Annotated in this window: 21 protein-coding genes, 1 tRNA gene, 1 other RNA gene and 1 pseudogene; 12 read left to right on the forward strand and 12 right to left on the reverse strand. The window is 50.4% G+C overall.

Translation table 11 applies throughout. From position 1 onward, the window contains the following. Window positions 1-14 precede the first annotated feature (14 nt). The 3 genes from RTW80_RS10315 to chaA form a co-directional block, all read right to left on the reverse strand. Window positions 15-122, reverse strand: coding sequence for a type I toxin-antitoxin system toxin Ldr family protein (locus RTW80_RS10315; RefSeq protein WP_000170963.1), 108 nt, complete (start codon window positions 120-122; stop codon window positions 15-17). Between the two features lie 427 nt (window positions 123-549). Further along, on the reverse strand, window positions 550-657 hold the full coding sequence (locus RTW80_RS10320; RefSeq protein ID WP_000170963.1) for a type I toxin-antitoxin system toxin Ldr family protein: 108 nt from the start codon (window positions 655-657) through the stop codon (window positions 550-552). Between the two features lie 404 nt (window positions 658-1,061). Next, window positions 1,062-2,162, reverse strand: a complete 1,101-nt coding sequence (gene chaA / locus RTW80_RS10325; protein WP_001295620.1) for a sodium-potassium/proton antiporter ChaA — start codon at window positions 2,160-2,162, stop codon at window positions 1,062-1,064. Between the two features lie 269 nt (window positions 2,163-2,431). Between chaA and chaB the strand changes: the two genes are divergently transcribed. Continuing rightward, complete coding sequence (gene chaB / locus RTW80_RS10330) at window positions 2,432-2,662, forward strand: putative cation transport regulator ChaB (RefSeq protein WP_001146444.1); 231 nt, start codon at window positions 2,432-2,434, stop codon at window positions 2,660-2,662. 157 nt (window positions 2,663-2,819) lie between these two features. Next, the gene (gene chaC, locus RTW80_RS10335; protein WP_001297117.1) at window positions 2,820-3,515 is read left to right on the forward strand and encodes a glutathione-specific gamma-glutamylcyclotransferase; all 696 of its coding nucleotides are present in this window, start codon (window positions 2,820-2,822) and stop codon (window positions 3,513-3,515) included. Between the two features lie 43 nt (window positions 3,516-3,558). On the opposite strand, the gene ychN is transcribed toward chaC, so the two are convergent. Further along, window positions 3,559-3,912 carry a DsrE/F sulfur relay family protein YchN gene (gene ychN / locus RTW80_RS10340; RefSeq protein ID WP_001169669.1) on the reverse strand — a complete coding sequence of 118 codons (354 nt, stop codon included), beginning with the start codon at window positions 3,910-3,912 and terminating at the stop codon, window positions 3,559-3,561. A gap of 185 nt (window positions 3,913-4,097) precedes the next feature. Between ychN and ychO the strand changes: the two genes are divergently transcribed. Then, window positions 4,098-5,492 carry an inverse autotransporter invasin YchO gene (ychO, locus tag RTW80_RS10345; RefSeq protein ID WP_063119222.1) on the forward strand — a complete coding sequence of 465 codons (1,395 nt, stop codon included), beginning with the start codon at window positions 4,098-4,100 and terminating at the stop codon, window positions 5,490-5,492. On the opposite strand, the gene narL is transcribed toward ychO, so the two are convergent. Both narL and narX read right to left on the reverse strand, forming a co-directional pair. Beyond that, complete coding sequence (gene narL / locus RTW80_RS10350) at window positions 5,493-6,143, reverse strand: two-component system response regulator NarL (RefSeq protein ID WP_000070491.1); 651 nt, start codon at window positions 6,141-6,143, stop codon at window positions 5,493-5,495. Then, window positions 6,136-7,932 (reverse strand): nitrate/nitrite two-component system sensor histidine kinase NarX, encoded by a 1,797-nt coding sequence (gene narX / locus RTW80_RS10355; RefSeq protein WP_000918073.1) that lies wholly within the window; start codon window positions 7,930-7,932, stop codon window positions 6,136-6,138. The genes narL and narX overlap by 8 nt, the downstream gene beginning before the upstream one ends. A 338-nt stretch (window positions 7,933-8,270) precedes the next feature. Here narX and narK point away from each other — a divergent pair, with 338 nt between their 5' ends. From narK to narI, 5 genes are all read left to right on the forward strand, one after another. Continuing rightward, complete coding sequence (gene narK, locus RTW80_RS10360) at window positions 8,271-9,662, forward strand: nitrate transporter NarK (protein WP_000019827.1); 1,392 nt, start codon at window positions 8,271-8,273, stop codon at window positions 9,660-9,662. Window positions 9,663-10,177: 515 nt separating this feature from the next. Next, window positions 10,178-13,921: a nitrate reductase subunit alpha gene (locus tag RTW80_RS10365; RefSeq protein WP_000032935.1), complete on the forward strand. Its 3,744-nt coding sequence runs from the start codon at window positions 10,178-10,180 to the stop codon at window positions 13,919-13,921. After that, complete coding sequence (narH, locus tag RTW80_RS10370; RefSeq protein ID WP_000702660.1) at window positions 13,918-15,456, forward strand: nitrate reductase subunit beta; 1,539 nt, start codon at window positions 13,918-13,920, stop codon at window positions 15,454-15,456. Before RTW80_RS10365 ends, narH begins: the two co-directional genes overlap by 4 nt. Continuing rightward, complete coding sequence (gene narJ / locus RTW80_RS10375) at window positions 15,453-16,163, forward strand: nitrate reductase molybdenum cofactor assembly chaperone (protein ID WP_032247455.1); 711 nt, start codon at window positions 15,453-15,455, stop codon at window positions 16,161-16,163. Before narH ends, narJ begins: the two co-directional genes overlap by 4 nt. Further along, complete coding sequence (narI, locus tag RTW80_RS10380) at window positions 16,163-16,840, forward strand: respiratory nitrate reductase subunit gamma (protein ID WP_001160110.1); 678 nt, start codon at window positions 16,163-16,165, stop codon at window positions 16,838-16,840. Before narJ ends, narI begins: the two co-directional genes overlap by 1 nt. A 183-nt stretch (window positions 16,841-17,023) precedes the next feature. Here the strand turns inward: narI and RTW80_RS10385 are convergent. The 4 genes from RTW80_RS10385 to RTW80_RS10400 form a co-directional block, all read right to left on the reverse strand. Next, window positions 17,024-17,155, reverse strand: a non-coding RNA gene (locus RTW80_RS10385) — RtT sRNA. A gap of 47 nt (window positions 17,156-17,202) precedes the next feature. Further along, window positions 17,203-17,287 (reverse strand) — tRNA-Tyr (locus tag RTW80_RS10390). A gap of 159 nt (window positions 17,288-17,446) precedes the next feature. Then, on the reverse strand, window positions 17,447-18,289 hold the full coding sequence (gene purU, locus RTW80_RS10395) for a formyltetrahydrofolate deformylase (RefSeq protein WP_000555849.1): 843 nt from the start codon (window positions 18,287-18,289) through the stop codon (window positions 17,447-17,449). Between the two features lie 49 nt (window positions 18,290-18,338). Further along, the gene (locus RTW80_RS10400) at window positions 18,339-18,797 is read right to left on the reverse strand and encodes a YchJ family protein (RefSeq protein ID WP_032247457.1); all 459 of its coding nucleotides are present in this window, start codon (window positions 18,795-18,797) and stop codon (window positions 18,339-18,341) included. 112 nt (window positions 18,798-18,909) lie between these two features. On the opposite strand from RTW80_RS10400, the gene rssA reads away from it, so the two are divergent. The 3 genes from rssA (at window position 18,910) to galU (ending at window position 22,030) form a co-directional block, all read left to right on the forward strand. Then, complete coding sequence (rssA, locus tag RTW80_RS10405) at window positions 18,910-19,815, forward strand: patatin-like phospholipase RssA (RefSeq protein WP_001295622.1); 906 nt, start codon at window positions 18,910-18,912, stop codon at window positions 19,813-19,815. Between the two features lie 91 nt (window positions 19,816-19,906). After that, window positions 19,907-20,920, forward strand: a complete 1,014-nt coding sequence (rssB, locus tag RTW80_RS10410; protein ID WP_000193447.1) for a two-component system response regulator RssB — start codon at window positions 19,907-19,909, stop codon at window positions 20,918-20,920. A gap of 201 nt (window positions 20,921-21,121) precedes the next feature. Next, window positions 21,122-22,030, forward strand: coding sequence for a UTP--glucose-1-phosphate uridylyltransferase GalU (gene galU / locus RTW80_RS10415; protein ID WP_000718995.1), 909 nt, complete (start codon window positions 21,122-21,124; stop codon window positions 22,028-22,030). A 143-nt stretch (window positions 22,031-22,173) separates the two neighbouring features. Here galU and hns read toward each other — a convergent pair whose 3' ends face one another. Beyond that, the gene (gene hns, locus RTW80_RS10420) at window positions 22,174-22,587 is read right to left on the reverse strand and encodes a histone-like nucleoid-structuring protein H-NS (protein ID WP_001287378.1); all 414 of its coding nucleotides are present in this window, start codon (window positions 22,585-22,587) and stop codon (window positions 22,174-22,176) included. 603 nt (window positions 22,588-23,190) lie between these two features. Here hns and tdk point away from each other — a divergent pair. Further along, window positions 23,191-23,808: a thymidine kinase gene (gene tdk / locus RTW80_RS10425; RefSeq protein WP_000068089.1), complete on the forward strand. Its 618-nt coding sequence runs from the start codon at window positions 23,191-23,193 to the stop codon at window positions 23,806-23,808. Between the two features lie 280 nt (window positions 23,809-24,088). Here tdk and RTW80_RS10430 read toward each other — a convergent pair. After that, window positions 24,089-24,985, reverse strand: a pseudogene (locus tag RTW80_RS10430) (IS4 family transposase). Window positions 24,986-25,036: the final 51 nt, after the last annotated feature.

Below are 25,036 nucleotides of genomic sequence, written 5' to 3' on the forward strand. Positions count from 1 at the left end.
CGCCCGTTTTCACCTTACTTCCGGTTACGCCACCAGCCGACAATCGCTGCGGTAATAATTCCCGCCAGGATCGGTGCCGCCAGGTCGTGCCAGAAAGTCATGGCAAACTGCGCGAGCGTCATATAGCCGCCTTGTTGTAATGACAACATTTTGCGGCTATTCTTGAAGTGTCTGGTTTCAAGATTAGCCCCCGTTCTGTTGTCAGGTTGTACCTCTCAACGTGCGGGGGTTTTCTCTTTCCAGCAACCAATGCCACCAGGGATAAAGCCCCCGCAACATTGCGCCTCACCGGATAACGCCGGCTTGGTGTGGATACTACGACTCAATTCATCTTCACTTCATCCCTGAAATGTTTGCAATGAAGAGTGCATTCCGGTTTTTCAACAGCTGTTACAGTCGTTTCATGAGTGCTCTGGATGATGCTTCCAGCTCGGGTTGCCAATATTTACTTGTGGAAGAGATAAAGACAAAAATGGCCGCAGGCTGTTACCCCTGCGGCCGGTTTCGGGCGCATATTGCCATCACGGCAGCCTGACGCCCGTTTTCACCTTACTTCCGGTTACGCCACCAGCCGACAATCGCTGCGGTAATAATTCCCGCCAGGATCGGTGCTGCCAGGTCGTGCCAGAAAGTCATGGCAAACTGCGCGAGCGTCATATAGCCGCCTTGTTGTAATGACAACATTTTGCGGCTATTCTTGAAGTGTCTGGTTTCAAGATTAGCCCCCGTTCTGTTGTCAGGTTTTACCTCTCAACGTGCGGGGGTTTTCTCTTTCCAGCAACCAATGCCACCAGGGATAAAGCCCCCGCAACATTGCGCCTCACCGGATAATTCCGGCTTGGTGTGGATACTACTTCTCAATTCATCTTCACTTCATCCCTGAAATGTTTGCAATAAAGAGTACATTCCGGCTTTTCAACAGCTGTTGCAGTGGTTTCGTGCAGGTTGTGGTACAGGCTCGCAATTCTGATTAACGAGCTGTCCAGGTAGTATGAAGAAATACAATAAGCAGGAATTTATCTTATCTCCCCCGATTTCCGTCATCGGAGGAGATATAACTGTCAGGCAAATATCGTCATCAAATAGGCGGCAAACAGTGCCAGATGCGCTGCGCCATTGAGCACGTTAGTACGTCCGGTGGAGAAGGAGATATGGCACAGCACTAAAGAGGCCACCATCACCACCATTTCTGGCGCACCAAGTGCAAACTGTAATTCGTTACCCGTCATAAAGGCAATTAGCGTGACGACAGGTACGGTAAGCGAAATGGTTGCTAACACTGAACCAAAGAACAGATTCATCGCGCGCTGGACCTGGTTGTTCAACACTGCTTTTAACGCACCTAAACCTTCCGGCGACAGAATCAACAGAGCCACCAGGAAGCCAGTAAAGGCGACAGGGGCATTCATGCTGTCGAGCAATGTCTCCAGCGGGCTGGCATTCATTTTGGTGACTGCAATAACGGCAATCAGATGGATAATCAACCAGATAGCATGCCACACGCTGCTATGGGCAGACGGTTTACCGTGATGCGGGTCGTCGTCATCACTGTCATCTTCGTGCTCGTAGACAAACAAACTTTGATGCGTTTTGGTCTGGATCAGCAAAAATACGCCATACATTGCCGCAGAAATTAATGCTACCAGTAACGCCTGACCGGTTGAAAAATTCGCCGCAGGCAGAGCCATTGGAAATACCAGTACGATTATCGCCAGGGGGAACAGCGCAATTAAATACTGCTTGATACCAAACAGATTCATATATTGGGTGGCAAACTTACGACCGCCCAACAATAATGAAAAGCCAACCAGCCCACCGGTAACAATCATAATGATTGAATAGAGCGTATCACGCATTAGCGTTGGCGCGGCGTCGCCGGTTGCCATTAAAGCTGAAATCAAACTGACTTCAAGAATAACCACTGAAAGGCTAAGAATAAGCGAACCGTAAGGTTCTCCCAGGCGATGGGCTAATACGTCCGCATGACGGACAACACTAAAGGCGCTACTTAAAATACCAATAAGCGCAAGAAGATTGATGGCAATGACCACTGGTAGTGTCTGGCTGCTTCCCCACAGGAACAGCACTACCAGCGCCAGAACCGGGAAAATAAGCGAAGTCTCCTTGTGGCGGGTTTTTACCGCCTCTTGAGCATTTGACATTATGGTTATCCCTTTGCAGATGAATTTATCGAAAATGTAAAAAATAGGTAGGAAAAATAACAGAAAGTGTCTGGATATCGGTAACATTTTACGAATTTTTACCCCACTGTCGATTTTTTACTCATTGGGACATAAAAATAAGTATTACGTTTAGACAATGTTTGTTTTAGCGTTTCTTAAGAACAGTCTGACATGAAAATTCTTATGTTTTGGCAAGAGTAGATATTGTTGACCACACTTAATGTTCAACTTTGTAAAAGGAGTCAACGATGCCGTATAAAACGAAAAGCGATCTGCCGGAAAGCGTAAAGCACGTTCTACCGTCTCACGCCCAGGATATCTATAAAGAAGCGTTCAACAGCGCGTGGGATCAATATAAAGATAAAGAGGATCGGCGTGATGACGCCAGTCGCGAAGAAACCGCGCATAAAGTGGCCTGGGCTGCTGTGAAGCATGAATATGCCAAAGGGGATGATGATAAATGGCATAAAAAATCGTAAAACCGGTAGCTTAGTTAAAGCTATTCGTGCGGTGTTGCCTTGCAAGTGGTCCGTGGATTGCATATTGTCCCGTTAGTGGTTTCAAAATGAGCAGTAAAAATGTCCGGAAGACACCAAAAAGTTGTCACAGGGAAGTATGCAGTGGCGGAGGTGTAAGGTGATAACGCGTGATTTCTTGATGAATGCCGATTGTAAAACGGCATTTGGTGCCATTGAAGAATCACTCTTATGGTCAGCAGAGCAACGGGCGGCTTCGCTGGCGGCGACGCTGGCTTGTCGACCTGATGAGGGACCGGTGTGGATCTTCGGTTATGGATCGTTGATGTGGAATCCGGCACTGGAGTTTACCGAGTCGTGCACCGGTACACTGGTTGGATGGCATCGCGCGTTTTGCCTGCGCCTGACCGCCGGGCGCGGGACTGCGCACCAGCCGGGACGGATGCTTGCACTGAAAGAGGGCGGACGCACTACAGGCGTCGCCTATCGACTGCCAGAAGAGACGCTGGAGCAGGAACTAACCCTGTTGTGGAAGCGCGAGATGATTACCGGCTGTTATCTGCCAACCTGGTGTCAGCTTGATCTTGATGATGGATGCACAGTAAACGCCATTGTGTTTATTATGGACCCGCGACATCCAGAATATGAATCTGACACTCGCGCTCAGGTCATCGCGCCGTTGATTGCGGCGGCGAGCGGTCCGCTGGGAACCAACGCACAATACCTGTTTTCACTGGAACAGGAGCTTATCAAACTGGGAATGCAGGACGATGGGCTGAATGATTTGCTGGTATCGGTAAAAAAACTGCTGGCGGAGAATTATCCGGATGGTGTGTTACGGCCGGGATTCGCCTGAGTAAACTTCCCTCATAGTGGGGCGTCAGACGCCCCCTCAAACATTAAAATGTGAGCACTTTATCGGCTGACAGCGTCCATTGCGCCAGTTCCACAAGAGTACCGATTTCCACCCCATCAATAAGAGGAAGTGTGCTAATCCCGCGCCCGTCGGTACAGGTTTTGCACAATTTCACCGGTACATTCTGAGCGGTAAGGATCTCCAGCATTTGCTGAATGTTGTAGCCTTCCCCTGGTTTTTGCCCGCGCAACCCGGCTGTGACCGCATCAGACATGAGGAACAGACGCAGATCCAGATTGCTCTCCTGCTCTCGTAACGCAATGGCCAGCCGCAAGCTGTTAAACAAGGATTCGCTCCCGTAAGGTGCGCCATTGGCAACGATCACGATTTTTTGCATTATTTACTCCTGTATTCAGGGAATTAGACACTCATCTTCTATCTTACTGCTTCTGCAGCGTCTGACCAATCGGTCACATTTTTAAGGATTTTCCTGAAAGCGCGAGAAAATACGACAAAAGTTGCCAGTAATCGTTATTCTTAAAGGCTATGGTTTTTCATTTTTTACCGGAAGTTACCGACGTTTTGAGCCGTTTCGTTCCTCGCATTATTTCGTTTTATTTACTCTTGCTGGCGGCAGGCGGTACAGCTAACGCACAATCTACCTTCGAGCAAAAAGCGGCAAATCCCTTTGATAATAACAATGATGGTCTGCCGGATTTAGGCATGGCACCTGAAAATCATGATGGGGAAAAACACTTTGCTGAAATTGTGAAAGATTTCGGCGAAACCAGTATGAATGATAACGGGCTGGATACTGGCGAGCAGGCAAAAGCTTTCGCATTGGGAAAAGTCCGCGACGCGCTTAGTCAACAGGTTAATCAGCACGTAGAGTCCTGGCTATCACCGTGGGGAAATGCCAGTGTTGATGTCAAAGTGGATAACGAAGGTCATTTTACCGGCAGTCGTGGAAGCTGGTTTGTGCCGTTACAAGATAATGATCGTTATCTCACCTGGAGCCAGCTTGGTCTTACTCAGCAGGATGATGGGTTGGTGAGCAATGTGGGCGTTGGGCAACGCTGGGCGCGCGGCAACTGGCTGGTGGGTTATAACACTTTTTATGACAACTTGCTGGACGAAAATCTTCAGCGAGCGGGCTTTGGTGCCGAAGCGTGGGGCGAATATTTGCGACTATCGGCAAACTTTTATCAGCCATTTGCTGCATGGCATGAACAGACAGCCACGCAGGAACAACGGATGGCGCGCGGGTACGACCTGACAGCCCGGGTGCGCATGCCGTTCTATCAACACCTCAATACCAGTGTCAGCGTAGAACAGTATTTTGGTGATCGTGTTGATTTGTTTAACTCTGGTACGGGTTATCACAATCCCGTCGCGTTGAGTCTGGGATTAAATTACACCCCTGTGCCATTAGTCACTGTGACGGCCCAGCATAAACAGGGTGAAAGTGGCGAGAATCAAAATAACCTCGGGCTGAATCTTAATTACCGCTTTGGTGTACCGCTCAAAAAACAACTTTCTGCGGGCGAGGTTGCCGAAAGTCAGTCGTTACGTGGTAGTCGCTATGATAATCCGCAGCGAAATAATCTACCGACTCTTGAGTACCGACAGCGAAAAACGTTAACGGTGTTTCTGGCGACACCGCCGTGGGATCTAAAACCTGGCGAAACAGTGCCGCTGAAATTACAAATCCGCAGTCGTTACGGTATTCGGCAACTGATTTGGCAGGGCGATACGCAGATATTAAGTTTGACGCCAGGCGCACAAGCCAACAGCGCGGAGGGCTGGACGCTGATCATGCCTGACTGGCAGAACGGGGAAGGGGCGAGCAATCACTGGCGATTGTCGGTGGTGGTGGAAGATAACCAGGGGCAGCGTGTCTCCTCCAATGAGATCACGCTAACGCTTGTCGAACCGTTCGACGCATTGTCAAACGACGAACTGCGCTGGGAACCGTAATCAGAAAATGCGCTCCTGATGCACCCATACCGCTGCTTCCACGCGAGACTTGAGCTTCATTTTCTTCAGCATGTGCTTGACGTGCACTTTTACTGTGCTTTCGGTGATATCCAGGCGGCGGGCAATCATCTTGTTCGGCAAACCCTGGGCAATCAGCTTGAGAATATCGCGCTCGCGTGGGGTTAACTGGTTAACATCGCGCTCAGTAGTGGCACGGTTAGCGCGCAAGCTGGCGGCCAGAACAGGCGTTAATGCTTCGCTTAATACCATTTCGCCAGCAGCTGCCTGATGCAATGCTTTCAGCAGATCTTCCGGTTCCATATCTTTTAACAGATAGCCATCCGCGCCGCGTTTCAGTGCGGTGACCACATCTTCTTCATGGTTAGAGACGCTGAATACCACAATGCGCCCTGAGAGGGACTTTTCGCGCAGTTTATCCAGCGTTTCCAGACCGTTCATGCCGGGCATATTGAGATCTAACAGGATCAGATCGGGATCAAGAGACTCCGCCAGTTCAATACCCTGTTCGCCATTACTCGCTTCGCCAACCACGGTGATATCTGGTGCCATACTGATAAGCTGTTTTACGCCAGTTCGCAGCATCGGGTGATCGTCAATCAGCAGGATAGTAGCCGGTTCCTGATTACTCATGGGTATCTCCTTGGACGTCTGTGAAAGTTTTTTCGGGAATAAAGGTGACCACCACTTCGGTGCCACCTGATTCACGACGGCGGACGCGGCAATCGCCTCGTAAACTTTGCGCACGGTCGCGCATTATTATCATGCCGTAGTGATTGCTGCGGATGGCATTTTCAGGCACGCCGCAGCCGTTATCCTGGACGGTCAGTTTGACCTGATTATCGTTTTGCGCCACCGTCACCACGACCTCACTCGCTTGCGAATGTTTGAGGGCGTTACTTAATGCCTCACGGGCAATTTGCAACAAGTGGATTGCCTGATGTGAAGGCACCAGACGAGGCGGCAATTGATAATCCAGCTTCACCGGGAAGCCAAATTTGGCGCTGTACTCTTCGCAACTCGCTTCCAGCGCCGGACGTAATCCAGGCTCGGTGAGCTGCAAGCGGAATGTGGTGAGCAATTCACGCAACTGCGCCCAGGATGCATTCAGTTCGTTACGGATCTGACTTAACAGTTCGCGGCTGCTTTCTGGCAGCGCATCGCCCTGCATCTGTAAACAACTCACCTGCATCTTCATGCAAGAGAGAGATTGGGCAATAGAATCATGCAGTTCGCGCGCAATGGTGGCACGCTCTTCCATCACGATCAACTGTTGCTGACGTTCCTGATGCCGATCCAGCGCCAGCGTGGCGGTGAGTTGTTCAACCAGGGTATCCACCAGTTGTTGTTGATCATGGCTAAGATGACGCCCCTGCGGTAGGGTCGCCAGCAAAATACCGTACTGCGTATGTGAGTCAGCCAGCCGCCACTTCAGGGTTGTGCCGCGATCGCCAACGGGTAATACGCCGCGCGGGCAGAGCTGGCAGCCTTTATCATCACAAGTCATATCTGGCTGGCAGGTAAACTCCTGATGATTCTCTTCATCATCAGTGTCATACACCCGCAATTCGATATCACGTAGCAGGGTTAAATTCTGTAAGCCGTTGAGTACAGGTGACAGGCGTTCACACAGCGGGGCGCGGGAATGCAAACGGCGGTTAGCCTGCCATAAAAAAGAGAGGATCTGATTTTTATGCTCCAGCCCGGCGGTTTTCTCCTGAACCCGCTGCTCAAGTACGGCATAACTTTCGGCCAGTTCTGCAGACATATTGTTCAATGCAGTTCCAAGCATCGCCATTTCGTTGCGCCCGCTGATGTTCGCGCGTTGGGTAAAATCGCGATGACTGACGGCACTCGCCATTGCCAGCAGTTGCCGCCACGGTTGTAGCAGTCGCGCCCGCAACCAGATAATAGTGAACACCAGTAAAAGTGCCATAAATACCGCCATTACCCGATGGACCAGTACCACTGTCTCAATGCGCATTTCCGTGGTGCGGTCAAAACCAGATACCAGCTGATCAAGCCCGGCAACAAACTGGCTGACATCCGCTGACACCGTTTCGCGGTTTTGTGCACGCATCAGTGCAGGGATCAGTTCATTACGCCAGTAATCTTGTAAACCCTGTAATTGCGCCAGTTGTCCGTCTCGTTCTGCTGCTCGAGTCAACTCGGCGCTAAATGCCGTTTGTTCCATCTCTTTAATTAAGGGCTTGTCTTTCTCGCTTAATGGCACTGCTGCCAACAGACGGTAACTTTGCATGCGCAGCGATCCCGCTTTGTTGATCGCATGGGCGCTGCCCTGAACGCCTTGCACCAGCCAGCCAGAAACCGCCATCCCTGCCAGTCCAATAGCAGTAGAAAGCAACACAATAAGCGCAACCTGATTAACCAGGGTGAGCGGAGAGAGACAACGTTTAAGCATGTAAACCTCTTCCTTCAGGCTTTAAATGAGCAATAACCTTAATGAATGTGACGATACATTCTGGAATGGCAGTATTCTCGGCTATTGGCTGAAGTATACCCATACCCGGAAAGAGTTACTCCTTATTTGCCGTGTGGTTAGTCGCTTTACATCGGTAAGGGTAGGAATTTTACAGCACCGTGAAAAATCTCATAATTTTTATGAAATCACTGTACTCACTATGGGTAATGATAAATATCAATAATAGATAAAGTTATCTTATCGTTTGATTTACATCAAATTGCCTTTAGCTCCAGACACTAAGGTGGCAGACATCGAAACGAGTATCAGAGGTGTCTATGAGTCACTCATCCGCCCCCGAAAGGGCTACTGGAGCTGTCATTACAGATTGGCGACCGGAAGATCCTGCGTTCTGGCAACAACGCGGTCAACGTATTGCCAGCCGCAACCTGTGGATTTCCGTTCCCTGTCTGCTGCTGGCGTTTTGCGTATGGATGTTGTTCAGCGCTGTTGCGGTGAACTTACCGAAAGTCGGTTTTAATTTTACGACCGATCAGCTATTTATGTTGACTGCGCTGCCTTCGGTTTCTGGCGCGTTATTACGTGTTCCATACTCCTTTATGGTTCCTATCTTCGGTGGTCGTCGCTGGACGGCGTTCAGCACCGGTATTCTGATTATTCCTTGCGTCTGGCTGGGTTTTGCCGTGCAGGATACCTCCACGCCTTATAGCGTCTTCATCATCATCTCTCTGCTATGCGGCTTTGCTGGCGCGAACTTCGCATCCAGTATGGCAAACATCAGCTTCTTCTTTCCGAAACAGAAGCAGGGTGGCGCGCTGGGTCTGAATGGTGGTCTGGGAAACATGGGCGTCAGCGTCATGCAGTTGGTTGCTCCGCTGGTGGTATCACTGTCGATTTTCGCAGTATTTGGTAGCCAGGGCGTCAAACAGCCGGATGGGACTGAGCTGTATCTGGCGAATGCGTCCTGGATATGGGTGCCGTTCCTTGCCATCTTCACCATTGCGGCGTGGTTTGGCATGAACGATCTTGCTACCTCGAAAGCCTCCATCAAGGAGCAGTTGCCGGTACTCAAACGGGGTCATCTGTGGATTATGAGCCTGCTGTATCTGGCAACCTTCGGCTCCTTCATCGGCTTCTCCGCGGGCTTTGCAATGCTGTCAAAAACGCAGTTCCCGGATGTTCAGATTCTGCAATACGCTTTCTTCGGGCCGTTTATTGGTGCGCTGGCGCGTTCTGCAGGTGGTGCATTATCTGACCGTCTGGGCGGAACTCGTGTCACGCTGGTGAACTTTATTCTGATGGCGATTTTCAGCGGCCTGCTGTTCCTGACCTTACCGACTGACGGGCAGGGCGGAAGCTTCATGGCGTTCTTCGCGGTCTTCCTGGCGCTGTTCCTGACAGCTGGGCTGGGTAGTGGTTCCACTTTCCAGATGATTTCAGTGATCTTCCGTAAACTGACAATGGATCGCGTGAAAGCAGAAGGGGGTTCTGACGAACGTGCGATGCGTGAAGCGGCAACCGACACGGCGGCGGCGCTGGGTTTCATCTCTGCGATTGGCGCGATTGGTGGCTTCTTTATCCCGAAAGCGTTTGGTAGCTCGCTGGCATTAACGGGTTCGCCAGTCGGCGCAATGAAGGTATTTTTGATTTTCTATATCGCCTGCGTAGTGATTACCTGGGCGGTATATGGTCGGCATTCTAAAAAATAAACCGTTACTCGTCATACTTCGGGTTACATGTGCTGCGGCTGCGTTCATTCACCCCAGTCACTTACTTTAGTAAGCTCCTGGGATTCATTCACTTGCCGCCTTCCTGTAAACCGAATTATATAGAGTAAAATATTTGATTATCCTTTGCGCGGCATGATGTCGCGCTTTTTTTATGCGTTATTTAGTTACAACATACTAATGTTATATGGTTTATTTCGCCGGATTTCATTAAGAGCCATTAATATGTTACCCATGGGGAATACTCCTTAATACCCATCTGCATAAAAATCTTAATAGTTTAAATAACTACAGGTATAAAACGTCTTAATTTACAGTATGTTATGTGGTGGCTGTTAATTATCCTAAAGGGGTATCTTAGGAATTTACTTTATTTTTCATCCCCATCACTCTTGATCGTTATCAATTCCCACGCTGTTTCAGAGCGTTACCTTGCCCTTAAACATTAGCAATGTCGATTTATCAGAGGGCCGACAGGCTCCCACAGGAGAAAACCGATGAGTAAATTCCTGGACCGGTTTCGCTACTTCAAACAGAAGGGTGAAACCTTTGCCGATGGGCATGGCCAGCTTCTCAATACCAACCGTGACTGGGAGGATGGATATCGCCAGCGTTGGCAGCATGACAAAATCGTCCGCTCTACCCACGGGGTAAACTGCACCGGCTCCTGCAGCTGGAAAATCTACGTCAAAAACGGTCTGGTCACCTGGGAAACCCAGCAGACTGACTATCCGCGTACCCGTCCGGATCTGCCAAACCATGAACCTCGCGGCTGCCCGCGCGGTGCCAGCTACTCCTGGTATCTTTACAGTGCCAACCGCCTGAAATACCCGATGATGCGCAAACGCCTGATGAAAATGTGGCGTGAAGCGAAGGCGCTGCATAGCGATCCGGTTGAGGCATGGGCTTCTATCATTGAAGACGCCGATAAAGCGAAAAGCTTTAAGCAGGCGCGTGGACGCGGTGGATTTGTTCGTTCTTCCTGGCAGGAGGTGAACGAACTGATCGCCGCATCTAACGTTTACACCATCAAAAACTACGGCCCGGACCGTGTTGCTGGTTTCTCGCCAATTCCGGCAATGTCGATGGTTTCTTACGCATCGGGTGCACGCTATCTCTCGCTGATTGGCGGTACTTGCTTAAGCTTCTACGACTGGTACTGCGACCTGCCTCCTGCGTCTCCGCAAACCTGGGGCGAGCAAACTGACGTACCGGAATCTGCTGACTGGTATAACTCCAGCTACATCATCGCCTGGGGTTCAAACGTGCCGCAGACGCGTACCCCGGATGCTCACTTCTTTACTGAAGTGCGTTACAAAGGCACCAAAACTGTTGCCGTCACACCAGACTACGCTGAAATCGCCAAACTGTGCGATCTGTGGCTGGCACCGAAACAGGGCACCGATGCGGCAATGGCGCTGGCGATGGGCCACGTAATGCTGCGTGAATTCCACCTCGACAACCCAAGCCAGTATTTCACCGACTATGTGCGTCGCTACACCGACATGCCGATGCTGGTGATGCTGGAAGAACGCGACGGTTACTACGCTGCAGGTCGTATGTTGCGCGCTGCTGATCTGGTTGATGCGCTGGGCCAGGAAAACAATCCGGAATGGAAAACTGTCGCCTTTAATACCAATGGCGAAATGGTTGCGCCGAACGGTTCTATTGGCTTCCGCTGGGGCGAGAAGGGCAAATGGAATCTTGAGCAGCGCGACGGCAAAACTGGCGAAGAAACCGAGCTGCAACTGAGCCTGCTGGGTAGCCAGGATGAGATCGCTGAGGTAGGCTTCCCGTACTTTGGTGGCGACGGCACGGAACACTTCAACAAAGTGGAACTGGAAAACGTGCTGCTGCACAAACTGCCGGTGAAACGCCTGCAACTGGCTGATGGCAGCACCGCCCTGGTGACCACCGTTTATGATCTGACGCTGGCAAACTACGGTCTGGAACGTGGCCTGAACGACGTTAACTGTGCAACCAGCTATGACGATGTGAAAGCTTATACCCCGGCCTGGGCCGAGCAGATTACCGGCGTTTCTCGCAGCCAGATTATTCGCATCGCCCGTGAATTTGCCGATAACGCTGATAAAACGCACGGTCGTTCGATGATTATCGTCGGTGCGGGGCTGAACCACTGGTATCACCTCGATATGAACTATCGTGGTCTGATCAACATGCTGATTTTCTGCGGCTGTGTCGGTCAGAGCGGGGGCGGCTGGGCGCACTATGTAGGTCAGGAAAAACTGCGTCCGCAAACCGGCTGGCAGCCGCTGGCGTTTGCCCTTGACTGGCAGCGTCCGGCGCGTCACATGAACAGCACTTCTTATTTCTATAACCACTCCAGCCAGTGGCGTTATGAAACCGTCACGGCGGAAGAGTTGCTGTCACCGATGGCGGACAAATCCCGCTATACCGGACACTTGATCGACTTTAACGTCCGTGCGGAACGCATGGGCTGGCTGCCGTCTGCACCGCAGTTAGGCACTAACCCGCTGACTATCGCTGGCGAAGCGGAAAAAGCCGGGATGAATCCGGTGGACTATACGGTGAAATCCCTGAAAGAGGGTTCCATCCGTTTTGCGGCAGAACAACCAGAAAACGGTAAAAACCACCCGCGCAACCTGTTCATCTGGCGTTCTAACCTGCTCGGTTCTTCCGGTAAAGGTCATGAGTTTATGCTCAAGTACCTGCTGGGGACGGAGCACGGTATCCAGGGTAAAGATCTGGGGCAACAGGGCGGCGTGAAGCCGGAAGAAGTGGACTGGCAGGACAATGGTCTGGAAGGCAAGCTGGATCTGGTGGTTACGCTGGACTTCCGTCTGTCGAGCACCTGTCTCTATTCCGACATCATTTTGCCGACGGCGACCTGGTACGAAAAAGACGACATGAATACTTCGGATATGCATCCGTTTATTCACCCGCTGTCTGCGGCGGTCGATCCGGCCTGGGAAGCGAAAAGCGACTGGGAAATCTACAAAGCCATCGCGAAGAAATTCTCCGAAGTGTGCGTCGGCCATCTGGGTAAAGAAACCGACATCGTCACGCTGCCTATCCAGCATGACTCTGCCGCTGAACTGGCGCAGCCGCTGGATGTGAAAGACTGGAAAAAAGGCGAATGCGACCTGATCCCAGGCAAAACTGCACCGCACATTATGGTCGTAGAGCGCGATTATCCGGCAACTTACGAACGCTTTACTTCTATCGGCCCGCTGATGGAGAAAATCGGTAACGGCGGTAAAGGGATTGCCTGGAACACCCAGAGCGAGATGGATCTGCTGCGTAAGCTCAACTACACCAAAGCGGAAGGTCCGGCGAAAGGCCAGCCGATGCTGAACACCGCAATTGATGCGGCAGAGATGATCCTGACACTGGCACCGGAAACCAACGGTCAGGTAGCCGTGAAAGCCTGGGCTGCCCTGAGCGAATTTACCGGTCGTGACCATACGCATCTGGCGCTGAATAAAGAAGACGAGAAGATCCGCTTCCGCGATATTCAGGCACAGCCGCGCAAAATTATCTCCAGCCCGACCTGGTCTGGTCTGGAAGATGAACACGTTTCTTACAACGCCGGTTACACCAACGTTCACGAGCTGATCCCATGGCGTACGCTCTCTGGTCGTCAGCAACTGTATCAGGATCACCAGTGGATGCGTGATTTCGGTGAAAGCCTGCTGGTTTATCGTCCGCCGATCGACACCCGTTCGGTGAAAGAAGTGATAGGCCAGAAATCCAACGGCAACCCGGAAAAAGCGCTCAACTTCCTGACGCCGCACCAGAAGTGGGGTATCCACTCCACCTACAGCGACAACCTGCTGATGCTGACTTTAGGTCGCGGTGGTCCGGTGGTCTGGTTGAGTGAAGCCGATGCCAAAGATCTGGGTATCGCCGATAACGACTGGATTGAAGTATTCAACAGCAACGGTGCTCTGACTGCCCGTGCGGTTGTCAGCCAGCGTGTTCCGGCAGGGATGACCATGATGTACCACGCGCAGGAACGTATCGTTAACCTGCCTGGTTCGGAAATTACCCAACAGCGTGGTGGTATCCATAACTCGGTCACCCGTATCACGCCGAAACCGACGCATATGATCGGCGGCTATGCCCATCTGGCATACGGCTTTAACTACTACGGCACCGTAGGTTCTAACCGCGATGAGTTTGTTGTAGTGCGTAAGATGAAGAACATTGACTGGTTAGATGGCGAAGGCAATGACCAGGTACAGGAGAGCGTAAAATGAAAATTCGTTCACAAGTCGGCATGGTGCTGAATCTCGATAAGTGCATCGGCTGCCACACCTGTTCAGTTACCTGTAAAAACGTCTGGACCAGCCGTGAAGGCGTGGAATACGCGTGGTTCAACAACGTGGAAACCAAGCCGGGTCAGGGCTTCCCGACTGACTGGGAAAACCAGGAAAAATACAAAGGCGGCTGGATCCGTAAAATCAATGGCAAACTGCAGCCGCGCATGGGTAACCGCGCCATGCTGCTGGGTAAAATCTTCGCTAACCCGCATCTGCCGGGGATCGACGATTATTACGAGCCGTTCGATTTTGATTATCAGAACCTGCATACCGCGCCGGAAGGCAGCAAATCGCAGCCGATTGCCCGTCCGCGTTCGCTGATTACCGGGGAACGGATGGCGAAAATCGAAAAAGGGCCGAACTGGGAAGATGACCTGGGTGGTGAGTTTGACAAACTGGCGAAAGACAAGAACTTCGACAACATCCAGAAGGCGATGTATAGCCAGTTCGAAAACACCTTTATGATGTATTTGCCGCGCCTGTGCGAACACTGCCTGAACCCGGCATGTGTGGCGACCTGCCCGAGCGGTGCGATTTACAAGCGTGAAGAAGATGGCATCGTCCTGATCGACCAGGATAAATGCCGTGGCTGGCGTATGTGCATCACCGGATGCCCGTACAAAAAAATCTACTTCAACTGGAAGAGCGGTAAGTCTGAGAAGTGCATCTTCTGCTATCCGCGTATTGAAGCGGGTCAGCCGACCGTGTGCTCAGAAACCTGTGTCGGTCGTATCCGTTATCTTGGCGTGCTGCTGTACGATGCCGACGCGATTGAACGTGCAGCCAGCACCGAGAACGAGAAAGATCTTTACCAGCGTCAGCTGGAGGTGTTCCTCGATCCGAACGATCCGAAAGTCATCGAGCAGGCGATTAAAGACGGTATTCCGCTGAGCGTTATTGAAGCCGCACAGCAGTCGCCGGTTTATAAAATGGCAATGGAATGGAAACTGGCGCTGCCGCTGCATCCAGAATATCGCACACTGCCGATGGTCTGGTACGTGCCGCCTCTGTCTCCGATTCAGTCTGCAGCAGACGCGGGTGAGCTGGGTAGCAACGGCATTCTGCCAGACGTCGAAAGCTTGCGTATTCCGGTACAGTATCTGGCGAATCTGCTGACCGCCGGTGATACCAAACCGGTACTGCGCGCACTGAAACGTATGCTGGCGATGCGTCATTACAAACGTGCTGAAACCGTTGACGGTAAAGTTGATACCCGTGCGCTGGAAGAGGTCGGTCTGACCGAAGCCCAGGCACAGGAGATGTACCGTTATCTGGCGATTGCTAACTACGAAGATCGCTTTGTGGTGCCGAGTAGTCATCGTGAACTGGCACGGGAAGCCTTCCCGGAGAAAAATGGCTGCGGCTTTACCTTTGGTGATGGCTGCCACGGTTCAGATACCAAATTCAATCTGTTCAACAGCCGTCGTATCGATGCCATCGATGTGACCAGCAAAACGGAGCCGCATCCATGATCGAACTCGTGATTGTATCGCGTCTCCTTGAATATCCGGATGCTGCCTTATGGCAGCATCAACAAGAGATGTTTGAGGCGATTGCTGCGTCGAAAAATCTGTCGAAAGAAGATGCCCATGCGCTGGGCATTTTCCTGCGCGATTTAACGGCGATGGATCCGCTCGATGCCCAGGCCCAGTACAGCGAACTGTTCGACCGTGGCCGCGCCACGTCACTGTTGCTATTTGAACATGTTCACGGTGAATCCCGTGACCGCGGCCAGGCGATGGTGGACCTGCTGGCGCAGTACGAGCAGCACGGTTTGCAGTTAAACAGCCGCGAATTACCGGACCATCTGCCGCTGTATCTGGAGTACCTGTCGCAGCTGCCGCAAAGCGAAGCCGTGGAAGGTTTGAAAGATATCGCGCCGATTCTGGCATTGCTGAGCGCGCGTCTGCAACAGCGTGAAAGCCGTTATGCCGTGATGTTTGATCTGCTGCTGAAATTGGCCAATACCGCTATCGAAAGCGACAAAGTGGCGGAAAAAATTGCCGACGAAGCGCGCGATGATACGCCGCAGGCGCTGGATGCTGTCTGGGAAGAAGAGCAGGTTAAATTCTTTGCTGACAAAGGCTGCGGTGATTCAGCAATCACTGCTCATCAGCGTCGCTTTGCCGGTGCCGTCGCGCCGCAATATCTGAATATCACCACCGGAGGACAGCACTAATGCAATTCCTGAATATGTTCTTCTTTGATATCTACCCGTACATAGCCGGGGCGGTCTTCCTGATTGGTAGCTGGCTGCGTTATGACTACGGGCAGTACACCTGGCGCGCGGCGTCCAGCCAGATGCTGGATCGCAAAGGGATGAACCTGGCGTCGAACCTGTTCCATATCGGTATTCTGGGGATTTTTGTTGGTCACTTCTTCGGTATGCTGACGCCGCACTGGATGTATGAAGCCTGGCTGCCGATTGAAGTGAAACAGAAAATGGCGATGTTTGCTGGTGGTGCCAGCGGCGTGCTGTGTCTGATTGGCGGCGTGCTGTTGCTGAAGCGTCGTCTGTTCAGCCCACGCGTGCGTGCAACCACTACCGGAGCGGATATCCTGATCCTGTCGCTGCTCGTTATCCAGTGCGCGCTGGGCCTGTTGACCATTCCGTTCTCCGCTCAGCATATGGACGGTAGCGAGATGATGAAACTGGTTGGCTGGGCGCAGTCGGTGGTGACCTTCCACGGTGGCGCTTCTCAACACCTCGATGGTGTGGCGTTTATCTTCCGTCTGCACCTGGTGTTGGGGATGACGTTATTCCTGCTGTTCCCGTTCTCGCGTCTGGTGCACATCTGGAGCGTACCGGTGGAGTATCTGACACGTAAGTATCAGTTGGTGCGCGCTCGTCACTAAGCGAATTTTAGTTCACATAGACCCTGCTTCGGCGGGGTTTTTTTATGGGCACGGTGCGGGGTGAGTTGTCGGATGCGCTTCGCTTATCCGACCTACAGGGGAGGATATTGTAGGTCCGGTAAACGCGGTGCCATCGGGCAAAATTAGCTCGGAGTAACAGGTTTTGAGTATTTCAGGAAGTGATGGTGGTGGGGGAAGGATTACTCAGCGCTGCGCGCTTCGCCCTTCGGGTCGTTGCCTGCGGCAACGCTCTCTCGCTGTCGCTCAAGTCGAACCTTGGTCGAAGCTTCTCATCCTTCCCCGCTTGGGCAGAATATTTAATTGCGGATTCGTTTGAGAGTTTACGGACTTTTGAAAAGTGATGGTGGTGGGGGAAGGATTCGAACCTTCGAAGTCGATGACGGCAGATTTACAGTCTGCTCCCTTTGGCCGCTCGGGAACCCCACCACGGGGTAATGCTTTTTACTGGCCTGCTCCCTTATCGGGAAGCGGGGCGCATCATATCAAATGACGCGCCGCTGTAAAGTGTTACGTTGAGAAAAATGAACTGGTTGCGTAATTTTCATCCGTAACGGATTAAAGGTAACCAGTTATTTTTGCTGGCGATTAAAGAATAATCGTCCGATTACCGTAAACAAAGACGCGCTGTGCCAGTACTTTGTATAGTGCACGACTTAAGACGTTTTTCTCGACGTCACGACCTGCGCGCATCATATCTTCAGCTGTGTAGGTATGATCGACATGAATAACGTCCTGCATGATGATTGGGCCTTCGTCCAGATTGTCATTCACATAGTGAGCGGTTGCGCCAATAATCTTCACACCACGTTCATAGGCCTGGTGATAAGGACGTGCGCCAATAAACGCTGGCAGGAATGAATGGTGAATATTGATGATCTTATTCGGGAAGCGTGCCACAAATTCCGGCGTTAATACCCGCATATACTTCGCCAGCACCACGTAGTCAGGTTGATAAGCATCAATGGCATCCGCCATCTTTTGATCGTGCTCGTTGCGGCTTAACCCTTCATGGCTTACCAGCTCAAACGGAATATCAAAACGCTCAACCAGAGAACGTAGAGTATCGTGGTTACCAATAACTGCCGCGATTTCGACATCCAGGCCGCCGTAATTGGCTTTCATCAACAAATCGCCAAGGCAATGCGCTTCTTTAGTGACCAGAATCACTATCCGGCGACGACCGGCAGGATTCAGCTCACGCACGGAGCCTTCTGGCAATGCGCTATCGAGATCCGCCAGCAGGGTGGAATCATTAAAAATCCCTTCCAGTTCCGTGCGCATAAAAAAGCGCCCGGTACGGTGATCAACAAATTCATTGTTCTGTACGATATTTAACTCGTGCTTGTAGCAAATATTGGTAATACGTGCGATCAGACCTTTTTGGTCCGGACAAATAGTACGCAGAACTTTACGTTGGAGTGAATGCATTGCTGGAAAAACCTTGTTGAGAGTGTTTGCTAAACCGTACCGTCAACCATTATTGGCCGCAGCACTTTTTAAATTTTTTACCTGAACCACAAGGGCAGGGATCGTTGCGGCCAAACTGCGAACGTGTACCGTCAATATAGTACCATTGACCGTTTTCTTTCAAAAATCGCGAACGTTCAATTATTGCACCTGTTTTGCCACCTTCGGTAAATCGAGCAACAAAACTGACAAATCCGATATTGTCGGCGTCCTGCCAACAATGTTCAAATACGGTCAATCCCAACCATTCAGTATGCGCAAATCCGGCAATCAATTCGGCACGTAACGCCGCTGCTCCACAAGATGGATGCCAGGTCTTTATTAAATAATCTGCGTCTTGCATCACAAAAGCGCAGTAACGCGAACGCATGAGATGTTCTGGATCAGGTGCAACCTTTTCACCAGACACATAAGGGTGGCAACATAGGCTATACTCGACAGCACTACCACAGGGACAAAGCTGAGACACAAATAATCTCCCTGGAAACAATAACGGCGTATTAACCGCCTGAGTAGCACTATGTTAACCGAGCAGTAGCGATGTGGCTACGATTGCATTCCAGGGGAATCTTGCGGGAATAATGAGAAAGATAAAAATAGGGCTGGCGCTGGGATCTGGCGCGGCGAGAGGTTGGTCGCATATTGGCGTTATTAATGCGCTAAAAAAAGTGGGTATTGAAATTGATATCGTTGCAGGATGTTCAATTGGTTCGCTGGTGGGCGCTGCCTATGCATGCGATCGATTATCTGCGCTGGAAGATTGGGTGACCTCTTTCAGTTATTGGGATGTTTTACGCCTGATGGATCTCTCCTGGCAGCGCGGTGGGTTACTGCGCGGCGAGCGTGTCTTCAATCAATACCGCGAAATAATGCCGGAAACAGAGATCGAAAATTGTTCCCGTCGCTTTGCGGCTGTTGCCACCAATTTAAGTACGGGACGTGAATTATGGTTTACTGAAGGCGATCTCCATCTTGCTATTCGCGCATCATGCAGTATTCCAGGACTCATGGCACCTGTTGCACATAACGGCTACTGGCTGGTTGATGGAGCAGTCGTTAACCCAATTCCTATTTCCCTCACGCGTGCATTGGGGGCTGATATTGTGATAGCGGTTGACCTGCAGCACGATGCTCATTTGATGCAACAAGATTTGCTCTCCTTTAATGTCAGTGAAGAAAATAGCGAGAATGGTGATTCTCTGCCGTGGCATGCGCGTCTGAAAGAAAGGTTAGGCAGCATAACGACACGTCGGGCGGTGACAGCGCCAACGGCAACAGAGATTATGACCACTTCTATCCAGGTGCTGGAGAACCGCCTTAAAAGGAACCGCATGGCAGGTGATCCGCCCGATATTCTGATTCAACCTGTTTGCCCGCAAATATCTACGCTTGATTTCCATCGCGCGCACGCTGCCATTGCGGCCGGACAGCTGGCAGTGGAAAGGAAAATGGACGAACTTTTGCCGTTGGTACGCACCAACATTTGACCAGAATTTTTATCTACACTTAAGTTAATTCTGACAGGCGCAGGTGGCAATAGCATGCCACTATTGAGTAAAGCCAGTCAGGGGAGAGAACATGACGCAGCCATTGGTCGGAAAACAGATTCTCATTGTTGAAGATGAGCAGGTATTTCGCTCGCTTCTGGATTCATGGTTTTCCTCATTGGGAGCGACAACGGTACTGGCGGCTGATGGGGTGGATGCCCTTGAGTTGCTGGGAGGTTTCACTCCAGACCTGATGATATGTGATATCGCGATGCCACGAATGAACGGGCTTAAACTGCTGGAGCATATACGTAACAGAGGCGACCAGACCCCAGTTCTGGTGATATCTGCCACTGAAAATATGGCAGATATTGCCAAAGCGTTACGTCTGGGCGTTGAAGATGTTTTGCTGAAACCAGTTAAAGATCTGAATCGCTTGCGCGAGATGGTTTTTGCCTGTCTCTATCCCAGCATGTTTAATTCGCGCGTTGAGGAAGAGGAAAGGCTTTTTCGCGACTGGGATGCAATGGTTGATAACCCTGCCGCAGCGGCGAAATTATTACAGGAACTACAACCGCCGGTTCAGCAGGTGATTTCCCATTGCCGGGTTAATTATCGTCAATTGGTTGCCGCGGACAAACCCGGCCTGGTGCTTGATATTGCCGCACTTTCGGAAAACGATCTGGCATTTTATTGCCTTGATGTCACCCGAGCTGGACATAATGGCGTACTTGCTGCCTTGTTATTACGCGCATTGTTTAACGGATTATTACAGGAACAGCTTGCACACCAAAATCAACGGTTGCCAGAGTTGGGCGCGTTATTGAAGCAGGTAAACCATTTACTTCGTCAGGCCAATCTGCCGGGGCAGTTTCCGCTATTAGTTGGCTATTATCATCGCGAACTGAAAAATCTCATTCTGGTTTCTGCGGGTCTGAATGCGACGTTAAATACCGGCGAACACCAGGTGCAAATCAGTAATGGTGTTCCGTTAGGCACTTTAGGTAACGCTTATTTGAATCAATTGAGCCAGCGATGCGATGCCTGGCAATGCCAAATATGGGGAACCGGTGGTCGACTGCGCTTGATGTTGTCTGCAGAATGAGCAAACGATAACGCGGGCTAAATTTGCATTACCTGCTAATGTCGGCTGGTGGTACTATCGTCGCCATTCGTATAAGTAATTGTCTTAATTATGCTAACTCGCCTCCTTTTCAGAACTTAGCCCCTTCGGGGTGCTGATATACTGGGATGCGATACAGAAATATGAACACGTTCAAAACACGAACAGTCCAGGAGAATTTAAATGGCTGCCATTAATACGAAAGTCAAAAAAGCCGTTATCCCCGTTGCGGGATTAGGAACCAGGATGTTGCCGGCGACGAAAGCCATCCCGAAAGAGATGCTGCCACTTGTCGATAAGCCATTAATTCAATACGTCGTGAATGAATGTATTGCGGCTGGCATTACTGAAATTGTGCTGGTTACACACTCATCTAAAAACTCTATTGAAAACCACTTTGATACCAGTTTTGAACTGGAAGCAATGCTGGAAAAACGTGTAAAACGTCAACTGCTTGATGAAGTGCAGTCTATTTGTCCACCGCACGTGACTATTATGCAAGTTCGTCAGGGTCTGGCGAAAGGCCTGGGACACGCGGTATTGTGTGCTCACCCGGTAGTGGGTGATGAACCGGTAGCTGTTATTTTGCCTGATGTTATTCTGGATGAATATGAATCCGATTTGTCACAGGATAACCTGGCAGAGATGATCCGCCGCTTTGATGAAACGGGTCATAGCCAGATCATGGTTGAACCGGTTGCTGATGTGACCGCATATGGCGTTGTGGATTGCAAAGGCGTTGAATTAGCGCCGGGTGAAAGCGTACCGATGGTTGGTGTGGTAGAAAAACCGAAAGCGGATGTTGCGCCGTCTAATCTCGCTATTGTGGGTCGTTACGTACTTAGCGCGGATATTTGGCCGTTGCTGGCAAAAACCCCTCCGGGAGCTGGTGATGAAATTCAGCTCACCGACGCAATTGATATGCTGATCGAAAAAGAAACGGTGGAAGCCTATCATATGAAAGGGAAGAGCCATGACTGCGGTAATAAATTAGGTTACATGCAGGCCTTCGTTGAATACGGTATTCGTCATAACACCCTTGGCACGGAATTTAAAGCTTGGCTTGAAGAAGAGATGGGCATTAAGAAGTAACATCCGTATCGGTGTTATCCACGAAACGGCGTTGAGCAATCGACGCCGTTTTTTTATAGCTTATTCTTATTAAATTGTCTTAAACCGGACAATAAAAAATCCCGCCGCTGGCGGGATTTTAAGCAAGTGCAATCTACAAAAGATTATTGCTTGATCAGGAAATCGTCGAGGGATTTACCTTGCTCATCCATTGCTTTTTTGATTACAGCTGGAGTACGGCCTTGGCCAGTCCAGGTTTTAGTTTCGCCGTTTTCGTCAACGTAGCTATATTTTGCCGGACGCTGAGCACGTTTAGCTTTGGTGCCAGATTTAACGGCAGCAAGGCTATTCAGCAGTTCGTTCGGGTCAATACCGTCAGCGATCAGCATTTCGCGATATTGCTGCAGTTTACGAGTGCGCTCTTCAACTTCAGCAGCAGCCGCGCTTTCTTCTTCGCGACGTTCGTTAACAACAACTTCTAATTTTTCCAGCATTTCTTCCAGCGTTTCAAGTGTACATTCTCTTGCCTGCGCACGAAGAGTACGGATGTTGTTCAGAATTTTAAGTGCTTCGCTCATTGTAGTAATCTCAAACTTATATTGGGGTGGTTTGTTGAGGTAATAATAGAGCCTTAAATTCAGTTGTGCAATAGCCAGGAATGTAAGGAATTCAAAATTGTTCTTTATTTTGTGCCGCCAATAAATATCTTTTCATAAAATTAGCCAGAAAAGACGCGGCATATAGCCCTATTTGTACCGATGATTTCGCAGCTCGTGAGGTTAAAACTTCCTGATTCATGTCACATTTTATGGGGAGATTATCGTAGGCTGACGACCTTTCAGTCTTCTGTATTAGTCGTGTTTACGAGAATTCCCTATTAAGCGAATGATGAAAAGTAGAACAGTCGCAATAAGAGCAGGGACTTAGTATTGCACTATCTCCTGGAGGTCAACAGAGGGCTATTACTTGCGCAACAGATTAAAGATTGTGAATAGTTACCAGCAGTCATTTACCCGCTTATAACAAGCGAGGCAGTTGTAATGATAGCTCAGAAGGATTATGCAAGGCTTCGTAAGGGAGAACGCATATACCACTTCTGTGCATACTGTTGAGCTGAAAAACTGACGAATTATGATAAACTCCAGCCAACTTTATTTCATATCATTGAGGGCCTGTGGCTGATGGCACAGCTATATTTCTACTATTCCGCAATGAATGCGGGTAAGTCTACAGCATTGTTGCAATCTTCATACAATTACCAGGAACGCGGCATGCGCACTGTCGTATATACGGCAGAAATTGATGATCGCTTTGGTGCCGGGAAAGTCAGTTCGCGTATAGGTTTGTCATCGCCTGCAAAATTATTTAACCAAAATTCATCATTATTTGATGAGATTCGTTCGGAACATGAACAGCAGGCAATTCATTGCGTACTGGTTGATGAATGCCAGTTTTTAACCAGACAACAAGTATATGAATTATCGGAGGTTGTCGATCAACTCGATATACCCGTACTTTGTTATGGTTTACGTACCGATTTTCGAGGTGAATTATTTATTGGCAGCCAATACTTACTGGCATGGTCCGACAAACTGGTTGAATTAAAAACCATCTGTTTTTGTGGCCGTAAAGCAAGCATGGTGCTGCGTCTTGATCAAGCAGGCAGACCTTATAACGAAGGTGAGCAGGTGGTTATTGGTGGTAATGAACGATACGTTTCTGTATGCCGTAAACACTATAAAGAGGCGTTACAAGTCGGCTCATTAACGGCTATTCAGGAAAGGCATCGCCACGATTAATAAGAATTTCTTTACTGACAGGGTGAGCAGGGCGCTTTTATCCTGTCAGTTCGTTTTACTCACTTCTTCCGGGCTATACACCCTTCTCGGCAGTTTTTTAACGCCGCTATACGCCTCACAGGACGCTTAAGCACCGACGTTGACTTGTGACCTGTAAAGTACAATATCCCTGTGTTTAGGCGTTATACATCGTCGCAAATATGATGAAGGCTAATGCTGTCGGTTTATGGAAAAGTTGCTTTGGGTAAACAAAAAAACGGCCCCAGAAGGGCAATGCCGTTCACTTAAGAGGAGCGGCACTATGTTTCACAGGATAACGGGTTTTTGATATCTTAACCGACCTCGGCCTTGATGGTCGGGGGCGTTTTGTTATGAACACCACTTCCAGAGCACCCCGAAGATGCTCCAGTCGTTTCGGGATGGTCCCTGGTGACGCCGTGTTTCCCAGCTCTATCATTTCTGATGCGATATTCTTCCACGCAGGCAGTAGCCAGTGGCGGTTACAACCCTTCTGGTTCAGCGTCAGCAGCAGGTCTTCGCTGTAAAAAAGTTTATCAAACAACGTAATAGAGTTATCCGGGATGGTGGCGAGCATGGAGTGGGCCAGCACAGTTTCGCTCTGCCGGTAAGGTGCGGTCACGGCATTCAGCAGAATGTGACTTCCCAGGTTCATTAAGGCCACCAGACGCATAACCGGGTAGGCGTTCTGCCGCTTAGTGGATGTGTTGGCAGACCCATAATATTCACGCAGCTCGGGTTTATCAGGTGTCCTGAACTGTGCGCCATCAATGGCAAAAAGTTGCAGGCCGTGCCAGTCATCCTTCAGGTAACGTTCCGCGCCCCTGTCTGTGCGGTCTGGCGGAAGAGCCATTCCACTGGGGCGGCCCCCACGCGCTGACGCGCCTGGGTGACAGCGCTGCGGGCCAGCAGGTTCATCCCCGCTTCGCCATCCGCGCTCAGGTTCAGACGGCGAACAACATCGGTAATTGGCTCATTGCACCACCATCCAGATAACCATGTCCCCCGGTAAACGACGGCGGCGAACGGTCGCATGAGCAGAAAGCGTCAGGCAGTGTTGTATCCACTCGGTGGGAAGGTGTTCTGCAAATAGTTGTGCAGAGGGCGGAGGCATAAGCGGATGGTCACTGAAATCGAGCAGATCATTGAGAAGTGGCATAAGAAAACGGCTCCCTGTTGTGGAAGCCGTTATAGTGCCTCAGTTTAAGGA

Source organism: Escherichia sp. AM3, assembly GCF_032029835.1.
Lineage (GTDB): Bacteria > Pseudomonadota > Gammaproteobacteria > Enterobacterales > Enterobacteriaceae > Escherichia > Escherichia coli.